Below are 11630 nucleotides of genomic sequence, written 5' to 3'. Positions count from 1 at the left end.
ACGATACTGCTGGTATAGTTTTTTTGTAGCCTCTGTCTGCGTAGGCACAGCAAGCTAGAAAAAACGGTACCTGCAGTACGTGATGTATCGATTTTACTTTTCACTGACTATACAGCTATTTTGGAGATATATAAGTCAAACATTTAGATATTTAATGATTATTTTTCAGGTTGGTTAAAAAACTTATCACCACAGAGCCGAACTACATTGACTTTGTCGCACTTCACAGTACGATAAAGTCAATAACCATCAGATCGTCAGCAAGCGCTACTATTTGCGCGGCTTTTTCTCTTTTGTGGTGAATTTCTGTGCTCGATTGCGCTCGCGCTGACGTAGCTGCTGTTCTTTTGCTTTGGTGGGCGTGTCACTCTTGTTGGCGTATGGGTTGTCATTTTGCTTGAGTACCACATTGAGTGGTGTGCCTTCAAGCTTGAACACTTGACGGAATTGGTTTTCAAGATAGCGCTGATAGCTCTTAGGCAGAGAGCTGGTTTGATTACCATGAATGACGATTACTGGCGGATTGTGACCACCGATATGAGCAAAACGCAGTTTAATACGGCGACCAGCGACTGTCGGTGGCGGATTGGCCGTCACGGCGTCTTGTAAAATCTGGGTCAAGCGATTGGTAGACACATCAAACATAGACGATTTATAAGCACGCAAGATAGAAGGGTATAAATTGCCTACGCCTGTACCATGTAGCGCTGATATCAAATGTACTTTTACATAGGGAATAAAGCTAAAACGGCGATCCATCTCGAGCTTAATGTAATCTCTTTGTTCTGGCGTCAGACCATCCCATTTATTAATCGCCACTACCAAGGCACGGCCCGCATCTAATGCATAGCCAATCATATGCAAATCTTGATCGACAATGCCTTCATGCGCGTCAATAACAATAACGGTGACGTTAGAGTCTTCGATCGCTTGCAGCGTTTTGATAACCGAGAACTTTTCTACTTTTTCATCGATTCTACCGCGGCGACGCACACCCGCTGTATCAATGAGTACGTAGTCTCTGCCATCGCGCTTATAAGGGATATAAATACTGTCGCGAGTGGTGCCCGGCATATCAAACACCACCACCCGATCTTCACCCAACAATCGATTGACTAGCGTCGATTTACCAACGTTTGGACGACCAATAATGGCAAGCTTTAGACCTTTTGGCTCGACTACATTGTCTTGCTCAGGCATATCCGCGGTCAAAACTTCCAGCAGGTTACCAACACCGCGACCATGACTGGCCGCCATCGGATATGGTTCGCCCAATCCTAACGCATAAAATTCAGCAGGTGCCGCATCATGGACGCCATCGACTTTATTGGCAACCACATATACGGGCTTACCTAGGGTATGCAAAAACTTACCAATTTCGGCATCAGCGCCAATCATACCTGCACGGGCATCGACGACAAACACAATGATATCGGCTTCGTGGATAGCGGTATGCGATTGCTCAGACATATAGTCGTCGATATTGCCACTACCGTCATCCGCTTCACCAATACCGCCCGTGTCTACGACGATAAAAGATTTGTCTTCGTAGGTCGCATCGCCATATTGACGGTCACGAGTCAGTCCTGATAAGTCAGCAACCAGCGCCTGCCGACTTTTTGTAAATTGATTAAATAAGGTAGATTTACCGACGTTTGGACGACCAATTAAGGCGACCACAGGCTTGATACTCATGGGTTACTCTCAGTGAAGGGCAAAATGACGGACCGTACGAATACTCTTAGACCAAACCCCAAAATTACGATTAGCTGTGACAAACTCGTTTAGTCTACAATACGTAGTACTTGCACTCGTTTTCCTTGCTACTCTAACTTTTGTGAATGGTATTAAAACAACAATAGCGAATATTCTGTACTTGACCGAAAATTAAAATAAAGGATAAAACTTTAATAGAAATAATCAGCTATTTTGCATTTAAAAACACGATATAAGCTGACTAAATTTCATATAAACATGATCGTAAAAAAGCACATAGGAATGATGCTGAAAGCGCATCGGTCGCATAGAATACGCGAAAGCTTATATTTAAACAAGCAATTTACACCAGGCACTAAACGCTGACTAAGCAGCGTTTTTTATTAATTATATTATCAGTGGGACTATTTAATAAACAATGCTAGTTAATAAACAATAATAATTAATAAACAATATTAAAACCTACTCTATTAAATAGCTGCTACTAATAAAGATTTAACGTGCCAGCTGCCAAATAGCAACTTGCCCTGAGGTACTTTGGGTCATTAAACGGCTGCCTTGTACTTGTAAATTACTCAACGCGCCTTTGGTTTGTACACGGCTGACGATTTTACCGCTAGCAGGGTTAAATAAATGCACCACACCATCGAAATCACCAACGGCAATGTAATTGCCAATCATCACAGGGTTGGTTAAGTGACGATAAGCCAACTCTTCGCTTTCCCACAGCAGCTCACCACTGGTGCGATCATAAGCGGCGACTTTACCGTCTAGACTGGTGCCAATAACTTGTTGGTTATTTACGGCAAGTGATTTTAAGCTAGCAAGCTCTTTAACGAACATCACTTGACGTGACGCCAAATCGATACCCAGTAATTGGCCACTATAACTGATGGCGAAAAGTTGGTTTTTATCGATGACAGGCATGCCATCAACGTCGCTCATGCGCTCAACCTCACTACTACCAGCGCCAACGCCAACACGTCTTGACCACTGCGGCAGACCGCTATCGGTCGTCACCGCGTGCAAACGCCCATCAGCAGTCGCTAATAACGCGGTTTTACTGTCTAACAAGGTTGGTGCAGCACTACCACGTACGCTGATGGCTGGTACTTGGGTCGCAAACTGCCAGACAGACTGACCGGTTTGTAGTGACAGACCATGCAAAAATCCATCGTTCGCTGATAGAATCACGCGGTTATTAGTAATAAGCGCTGGGGTCAACACCGACCCTGATAACTGCTGCTGCCAGCGTTTGGCACCAGTAGCACTATCAAAGGCCATGATTTGACCACCGCGAGTACTAACAATCGCTGTTTGGCTTAAAGCATCTAACGCAACACCGCCTGTGATTTGATCATCGACATTGACCGACCATAAACGCTCGCCTGCATTATTAAAACCCGCCAAATCACCACCGCGCGATGCAGTAACAATTTGTCCATCGGCATAACCGACCTGCAGATTCAGTGGGTCCTTTTTACTGGCTTTTTTACTACCGACATCCGTACTAAAAACAGGCTGTAGTACGCTAATAGGCTCAGCAATCTGTACCAGTTTTACGGGATCGTTGACGACGGGTTTGATACCGCGATTACACCCAATCACTGCAGTGCTCATTACTGCCAATACTGCCACATGCATCACTGTCTTTTTGACGGTGTTAGCGGTTAAAATTTTGCTAGAGCGAATAGATTGAGTCATTATAGGTTCTCACTACAAATAAATGATTATTAATTAGCAATTACTGCGTCACATCAACGGTTGTATTTTCTGCTGGGTTTTCTACTATTAATGGCTGTTCAGGAGCAGTTGACTCTTGAACTAGGCGCGCTTGATCAGCGATAGGCTCAGGCACGATTCCTAGACTCTCCATTTTTAACGCCAATACTGCACGTGTTTCTTGACGGCCACGTAACAGCTCCCAAGCATTATTGTACGACTTAATCGCTGATTCTTTATTGTCTTGCGCCAAGTAAATATCACCGAGCAATTCTTGTTGGCTGGCTTCAAACGAGCCTGGCATGTCATTGTTCGCTTGTGTCAACGCCGCATCTGCATCGCCTGCCGCCAATAGCGTTGTTGCATAGCGTAAGCGAGTGATCGCTTTTAATCCTGCATCACCCAAATCAATGGTCAACGCTTTTTTGAGGGTATCACTTGCCGCCGCAAAATCATCGTTATCAATTTGCTGACGCGCTTTAATCATCAATGCTTGCCAAGCGTAGACTGACTCGCCATGTGTGCTCACCAATGCATCAATATCTTTATTCAACTGTGTACGGCTCTGCTCGAGTGATGCTTGAGCTTCTGCCTCTAAATCTGGGTTTTGCGAGGCCAAACTCACTTCTTCATTTAAACGCTGAATGTCTGCATAATAATCTGCGGCGACAGTATCAACCCGCGCATGGTTGTCTTGCCAATAAGTCCAACCGAAATAAGCAGCCAGTGCCAACAAAATCACAGTGACAATATAACTGCCATATTGCTTTAACGCTTGCATTGAACTGTCTGCATTCGGCGAATTAGGTGTCAGAGCCATATATGTTTACCTGATAAGATTTATATTAATTTACTAATGCCAAAATCGATTACTGACGCGAAATATTGTCTTTATTTGCCAGCCAATCTGTAGCGACCGTTTGTTGTTCACCTGTTTGCATATCTTTGATGCTAATGGTGTTATCTTCCAGCTCTTGCTGAGCGATAATGACGGTCATTGCTGCACCTGACTTGTCTGCTTTTTTCATTTGCGCTTTTAGGCTCGTCGCACTGGCCATTTTCACTCGAAGGTCTGGGCGACTATAACGCAAGCGTTGCGCATAACCAATACCAGCACTATAGACCTCTGGATGGGCAACCACAAAGACATCACAAGCAGGAAGCGCTGCAATCGGCGCAACCGCTTCCATCAATAATAATAAACGCTCAAGCCCCATGGCAAAACCAACGGCAGGCTCAGATTTTACCGGCTTACTGCCGTCTGTACCGATAGACTTTAGTTGTCCGACTAAGCCATCATAACGACCGCCCGCACAGACGGTGGCTTGGCTGCCAAGCTTATCCGTTACCCATTCAAAGACGGTCTTATTATAATAATCAAGACCACGGACGAGGTGCGGATTTATCTCAAAATCAATACCTAGTTCGGTTAAATACTTTTGAACCTGCTCAAAATGCGCCACACTGTCTGCACCCAAAAATTCAGCAAGCTTTGGTGCACCGGCTAATATGGCTTGAGTACTGGCTTCTTTACTGTCTAAGATACGTAATGGATTGGTGGTTAAGCGGCGCTTACTGTCGTCGTCAAGCTGGTCTTGTTTATCGGTTAGATACGTCACCAATGCTTGACGATAAGCATGACGCTCATCCAGCTCACCTAAGCTATTTAGTTGTAAATGCATCTCATCTTTTAAACCCAATTCTTGCCACATGAGATGGGTCATGGCAATCAATTCAGCGTCAGCATCTGGAAGCGGACTACCGAAGCTTTCGACACCCAATTGATGGAACTGACGATAACGGCCTTTTTGCGGACGCTCATAGCGAAACATCGGACCGATATACCATAATTTTGGCGTATCACCGCGCAGTAAATTATGCTCAATCACCGCACGTACTGCGCCTGCTGTACCTTCAGGACGCAGTGCCAATGGCGTTGGTGGCTCAGATTTATCCGTAAAGCTATACATTTCTTTTTCAACGATATCCGTTGCGCCGCCGATAGCACGCGCAAACAAATCGGTTTGCTCAACGATTGGTAGACGAATATGCTCATAGCCGTATCTACCCAATACATCAGCCAATATCGCCTCTAAGTGCAGCCACTTTGCAGATTGCTCAGGCAAAATATCATTAAACCCTTTGATCGCTTTAATCATGGTACGGTCGTATCCTTAAAATTTTTAACAGGTCGTTCTATCATTGTTGTTTTTGCTTATAAGTAAGCATTATTTTACGCGAATAATCTCATTCTCGCGTTTTTTTGCTAAATCTTCTGCATGAGCACGTACCATGCCTTCGATTTCATCGACCAGATTATCCGTATGAATCAAATGGCTCTTTTCACCCATACGATACACCAATGATTTTGGTGCAGCGCCAACGATACCAATATCGGCTTCTTTTGCCTCACCCGGACCATTTACTTTACAGCCAATCACCGACAGATCCATCGGTTCACGAATGTCTTCTAAACGCGACTCTAACGCGGTCATTACCTTGATGACATCAAACTCTTGACGCGAGCAGCTTGGGCAAGCGATAAAGTTAACGCCATTAGAGCGAATATTCAATGATTTTAAAATATCGAAACCAATTTTTATTTCTTCTTCAGGCTCGGCGGCTAAGGAGATACGAATGGTATCGCCAATACCATCTAACAGTAAACCACCGAGGGCAATGGCAGATTTCACCGCCCCTGTACGATAGACACCCGCTTCAGTGACACCCAAATGTAGCGGATTATCAATTTGAGCAGATATCAGGCGATAAGCATCCAAGGTTAAAAACACGTTACTGGCTTTGACCGATACTTTATATTGGTCAAAATTGAGACGCTCTAATATATCGATATGACGCATCGCTGATTCGAGCATCGCCTCGCCTGTTGGCTCAGTATATTTGCGTTGAATGTCTTTTTCTAACGAACCTGCGTTAACGCCAATACGAATCGGAATATTGTAATCCTTGGCACAAGCGACCACTTCGCGTACTTTGGCATCGCTGCCAATGTTACCAGGGTTGATACGCAGGCAATCAGCACCTGCTTCGGCAACGGCCAAGGCAATTTTATGGTCAAAATGCACATCGGCGATTAAAGGAACACTGACCCGCTTCCGAATTTCTGCAAAGGCTTTGACCGTATCCATCGTCGGCGTCGATACCCGCATTAGATCAGCACCTGCCTCAACGCAGCGCTCGATTTGGGCGACAGTCGCTGCCACATCACAGGTATCTGTATTGGTCATACTTTGGACACTAATCGGCGCATCGCCACCAATCGCGACATCACCGACATGTATTTTTTTGGTAGGACGACGGTTAATAGGCGCTGACGTTGACATAGACAAACCCTTTCATTGGAGCGAGAAAAACGAAGAAAAACACACTTATAATAGCGCTAAACACTCAGCAGCACTCAAAAGTAGCGTAAAAAGTTAAGGCGCTAACTCAAAGCTAGCCTGCTTATCAGTTGCATAGCTGTCTAAAGCCACCGCTTCTTGGTTGAGCATTAAGCTGACGTTATCGATATTATCAATTTGCACATTAAATGGTGGCGTACCTAATAGCTTATAATCACCAGACGTCTGAGCGCCATTCATCAGGCTGCTACCAGAGGCATCACTGATACTAACAGCGGCGGTATTGGTCAGTTTTACCTCTAGAGAGGCCATGCTCGCATTAGCGTCGCCTGTATTTAAAGCAGAGCCAGAAGCGCCGACGCCAGTAGCGTCATTAATCGCAGCGCCTTGCGCCTGCTCTATCTCTGAGAGGTCTTCCGTGGTTGATATCGGTTGGTCGCTGTTTTCTTTACTGGCGTTGCTAACCATACGGAACAAGAAAATCGCTAAGATGATGACACCAATAACCGCTATGATAAGCAATGGATTAAAACGAATGCGGTTGTGGGTATCACGCTGCAATGTGCCCATGGGGCGCAGTGGTGACTCGACGTTTCTCATCGAATCTGATTTTAGTTCGTTGGGATACGCGGCGTCAAAACTACTCGCTATCTTGACAGGATCTAAACCCAAAAACTTAGCGTAATTAATCGCAAACCCACGAGCAAAAGCCGCTTGCGGCATCTGCGCAAAGTTCTCATCCTCTAGCGCTTGCAAATGACGCTTTAAAATAAATAACTCGGCGGCCGCCTCTTCTAAGCTTACTTGCTTATGTTTGCGGGCTTGCTGCAACATGGCACCAAATGATCCCTGAGCATTAGATTGAGTGTTTGATGATGGGGTGGTCATTTCCATGGTGCCTCTGGATTATTAAGCCAAGTCTTAAGTTGTTTTGCTTCATCGCTTAGCGGATAAGCAGATAAAAGCTGCTGTGCCAATTGCTGGCGCGTTTTTATATTGTTTTGCGCAGCGGCAAGTTTAATACCTTGTAATAGTAAACGCGGGCTAATACCCTGTCCTTTCACTAATACCAGTGTCTCATCATAAAGCCGTTGCGCCTGCTGCACACGCTGCTGTTCAAGCAATAAATCTACCAATTCAATATGCGCAATCACACTATTACGATTGCCATCGAGCGCACGTAAAAATGCTTTGGCCGCCGCAGGGTGATCATTAAGTTTAAGATAAGTACGCCCTAGATTCTCCAACGCACCAATACGGCCTTCGTAACCCAATGCTGCACCTGCAATACCAAACTGCTCTGCCGCCTCACGATAGCGCTTCATCTGTGATAAATAAACGCCATAGTTATTGTTTGCTTGTTCAAAATTTTTATCAAGGGTGATTGCCTTTTTAAAATACTGATCGGCTTTTTCAAGATTGATGCGGCTACCCTCTTGCTGCAGCAAAACGCCCATCATATCATAGGCTGGCGCGTAACGGCTATCAGCAGCAAGGGCTTTTTCGAGCTGACGCTGTGCAGTATCGAGCTCTTTTTTTCGGATATATTGCGCCGCCAGTGAAGTGCGCACGCGAGCAATTTCCTGTTGGTCTAAGTTACGATTGTCATTAGGTCGCGTCGACGTTTGATAAGGGGTACCATTCAGCAAGTCGTTGTTTGGTGTGCTTTGGCAACCACTTAACATCAGCGCGCTTAACGACCCTGCAAGCAAAAGACACCGAGCGCTGTTTTTTTGAAAAACTTTATTACCCAACCGCTTCATCGTATGAGAAAAAAATGTTTGATATTTGAACTGACAAGAATTTTTAGAAGTCATCGTGGCTACCATCATAAAACTGTGAGTCAATGCGTTCGATCCTCGAGGCATCAGTTTAATAGATTTAACCCCCATAAGTACAATTTAGTTTTTATTAATTGCACGGCGCTAGGCTGTTGACAGCGACGACTACATTTTATTACCGTTGTGATGCAAAAAAGACAGCTAACGCTCAGCAGACTACTATGTTTTATTTAGAACTGATGATAGCCATTCATGTAACTTATTAATCACTCAGGCAACCATCACCCTAAACGCTTTCACGGTCTTTGATACTTTGCTGCCAAGCGGCGGAACGACGAGTTCTATCAGCGACTTGCCCCACCAACTGACCACAGGCGGCATCAATATCGTCCCCACGCGTTTGACGAATGGTACAGACAAACCCCGCCTCACTTAATATATTGCTAAAAGCATGAATACGGTTATTGCTTGATTTATCATATCCCGAATGCGGGAACGGATTAAACGGGATGAGGTTAATCTTACTTGGTAGACCGTCTAATAACGCGACCAACTGATGAGCATTCTCATTGCTATCATTGACACCATCTAGCATTACGTATTCGATGGTCACGTGCTTTTTATGGCGTGGATTGACATCATGAACGTAGTTCTTTGCAGCAGCAATCAGCTCGTTTAACGGGTATTTTTTATTTATTGGCACTAGCTCATTACGTAGCTCGTCATTGGGCGCATGTAGCGAGATGGCCAAGGCCACATCGATATCTTGCGCCAACTGATACATTTTTGGCACCACGCCCGAGGTGGATAAGGTCACGCGGCGCTTGGACAGTCCATAGCCATGATCGCTTAACATCAGCTCCATCGAGCCCACCACGGGTTTGTAGTTTAGCAATGGCTCGCCCATACCCATCATCACTACATTAGTGACGTTATTTTCCCATAGGCTATGGTCAACGTTGTCTAAACTGTCATTTTCATCGCTCATATAAGAAGCGTTAGCCACCCATAGCTGCCCGATAATCTCAGCCGCACTTAAATCGCGCTCAAAGCCCTGTTTACCCGTACTACAAAAGCTACAATCCAGCGCACAACCCACTTGTGAGGAAATACATAAAGTTTTACGACCGTTTAATTTACTATCATCTGCAGGAATTAATACCGTCTCAACCAATGAGCCGCCAGTAACTTCAAACACCCATTTACGGGTGCCATCATCGCTATATTGGCGATGAATCACTTTTGGTGGCGTGACACAAGCATTGAGCGATAATTTATCACGCAATGATTTGCTGAGATTGGTCATTTGCTCAAAATCCGTCACCCCATGCTGATAAATCCACTTAATTACCTGTGTCGCACGAAACGGCTTTTCGCCGATACTTTTAAAGTAGTCAGACAGTTGCGCTTGCGGCATGCCCAATAAGTTGGTCTTGGCCTGCGCCTCGTCTACTAGCTTGATGCTCTTAGTAGCCTTTGCAGGTATGTGCTGGGTTGGGGTTTGAACAGTGGACATAATAGGTAACCTTTTTGTATCTGCTGATGTGAGCGATACAATTATTGATATGGGTGTTGCGATGCATTCATAATGCATGAGTGCATGAGCAATCCGTTATGAGCGCATTTTATCAGGAACTTGTGAATACTGAGCATTTGATAAAATCATGCTGACAAAGGATTGATAACGCAATGTAAAACTAATAATGAGGCAAGCTGTCGAAAATTTCAATCATAAATAAATCTATTATAAGAGCTAAAACGGCTTATACCATAAGATATAAGCCGTCCCACCATACTAATTATCAATAATCAACATTATAAGCTGATATCAATAATTGCTACTAGCGCTTACGTGCACAAACTTCATCATCATTGAAGAAGTAGCTAATTTCACGCGCTGCTGATTCTGCTGAATCTGAACCATGAACCGCGTTTTCGTCGATGCTGCTAGCAAAATCAGCACGGATAGTGCCTTTGTCTGCGTCTTTTGGGTTAGTAGCGCCCATGATTTCACGATGCTTAGCGATAGCGTTTTCGCCTTCTAACACAGATACCAATACTGGGCCTGACATCATGAAAGATTTTAGGTCATTATAAAATGGACGCTCAGCATGCTCAGCGTAAAAACCACCCGCTTTTTCATCATCAAGTTGTAGCATTTTAGCCGCAACAATTTTTAGACCCGCTTGTTCAAAACGGTCATAGATAGCACCGATGTGGTTGCCAGCAACAGCGTCAGGTTTGATGATAGATAAAGTACGTTCGTTAGCCATGAAAAGCTCCTAATAAATGATAAATTCGATAAGAAATAAAATAGTAAATACTTGGTTTTATCTTTGGTCACAATGTTGGCTGCATTAACTTGGCTGAACCAAGTGACTCATGGTCTACCAATACGGCAACCTGAGCGCCAACACAGGATTGCTGCCTATTATAATGATTGACGCTATAAATGATAGGGTTAATTTATGACCATAGCTTGCAAAAAAGTAAATATTACAAGTTGATATTGCTACTCACCTAAGCGACTGTCTCGGCAACTACCCGCGTTACATTCACGCACCCGCTCATTTAAGAAATTAACGCGACTGGTCGTCGTGCGAGTAGCACAGCCCATATTAACAAAAAAGCCATTTTCATCATCATTATAACTACATCGATCATTGCGCTCACGCAGCCAAGCCAGCTGACCACGTTTTAGCGTGGATTTTTGTTTTTTATTCAGCTGTTTGCTTAACTTGTTGTAAGAAGTATTGAGCTCTTTATCTGCTTGTAAATATACTTTTGTCAGACAATATAGACTGTCAAAATCGTTATTGGGATTATCACAATTTTCAGCACCCCAAGAAAGCATAGGTAGCATAAAAGCGGCAGACGTTACTATCGCTAAAGAAGTATTACGAATAGAGCGCTTGACAGTATTTGTTATCATTACATTTTCCTTTTTATGTATTAAAAGAGTTGGTGGTGTGTCAGAAAGTATGCTGAAGAAATAAAGGAGGGTGACAGCCAAAGCAAGATGATATATTTGAGGTTATGAAGACACAAA

10 protein-coding genes are annotated in these 11630 nt (G+C 44.2%); all 10 read right to left on the bottom strand.

Going from position 1 to position 11630, the window contains the following annotated elements:
- Positions 1-270: 270 nt before the first annotated feature.
- The gene (der, locus tag EI162_RS11660; RefSeq protein ID WP_192524513.1) at positions 271-1695 is read right to left on the bottom strand and encodes a ribosome biogenesis GTPase Der; all 1425 of its coding nucleotides are present in this window, start codon (positions 1693-1695) and stop codon (positions 271-273) included.
- 516 nt (positions 1696-2211) lie between these two features.
- Complete coding sequence (gene bamB, locus EI162_RS11655) at positions 2212-3420, bottom strand: outer membrane protein assembly factor BamB (RefSeq protein WP_192524512.1); 1209 nt, start codon at positions 3418-3420, stop codon at positions 2212-2214.
- 40 nt (positions 3421-3460) lie between these two features.
- Positions 3461-4258, bottom strand: coding sequence for a YfgM family protein (locus EI162_RS11650; protein WP_192524511.1), 798 nt, complete (start codon positions 4256-4258; stop codon positions 3461-3463).
- Positions 4259-4307: 49 nt separating this feature from the next.
- Complete coding sequence (hisS, locus tag EI162_RS11645; RefSeq protein ID WP_192524510.1) at positions 4308-5597, bottom strand: histidine--tRNA ligase; 1290 nt, start codon at positions 5595-5597, stop codon at positions 4308-4310.
- A gap of 69 nt (positions 5598-5666) precedes the next feature.
- Entirely contained in the window at positions 5667-6782 is a 1116-nt protein-coding gene (ispG, locus tag EI162_RS11640; protein ID WP_192524509.1) for a flavodoxin-dependent (E)-4-hydroxy-3-methylbut-2-enyl-diphosphate synthase, read from the bottom strand.
- A 93-nt stretch (positions 6783-6875) separates the two neighbouring features.
- Positions 6876-7694 (bottom strand): helix-turn-helix domain-containing protein, encoded by an 819-nt coding sequence (locus tag EI162_RS11635; protein WP_413038391.1) that lies wholly within the window; start codon positions 7692-7694, stop codon positions 6876-6878.
- On the bottom strand, positions 7685-8617 hold the full coding sequence (gene pilW / locus EI162_RS11630; RefSeq protein ID WP_225736980.1) for a type IV pilus biogenesis/stability protein PilW: 933 nt from the start codon (positions 8615-8617) through the stop codon (positions 7685-7687). The genes EI162_RS11635 and pilW overlap by 10 nt, the downstream gene beginning before the upstream one ends.
- Positions 8618-8867: 250 nt before the next feature.
- Complete coding sequence (gene rlmN, locus EI162_RS11625; RefSeq protein ID WP_192524507.1) at positions 8868-10097, bottom strand: 23S rRNA (adenine(2503)-C(2))-methyltransferase RlmN; 1230 nt, start codon at positions 10095-10097, stop codon at positions 8868-8870.
- 325 nt (positions 10098-10422) lie between these two features.
- Entirely contained in the window at positions 10423-10854 is a 432-nt protein-coding gene (gene ndk, locus EI162_RS11620) for a nucleoside-diphosphate kinase (protein ID WP_192524506.1), read from the bottom strand.
- 239 nt (positions 10855-11093) lie between these two features.
- On the bottom strand, positions 11094-11513 hold the full coding sequence (locus tag EI162_RS11615; RefSeq protein ID WP_192524505.1) for a lysozyme inhibitor LprI family protein: 420 nt from the start codon (positions 11511-11513) through the stop codon (positions 11094-11096).
- Positions 11514-11630: the final 117 nt, after the last annotated feature.

Origin of the sequence: Psychrobacter sp. FME6 (assembly GCF_014861365.1) — a bacterium.
Classification (GTDB): Bacteria; Pseudomonadota; Gammaproteobacteria; order Pseudomonadales; family Moraxellaceae; genus Psychrobacter.
This window is presented reverse-complemented; position numbering and strand designations above follow the sequence as displayed.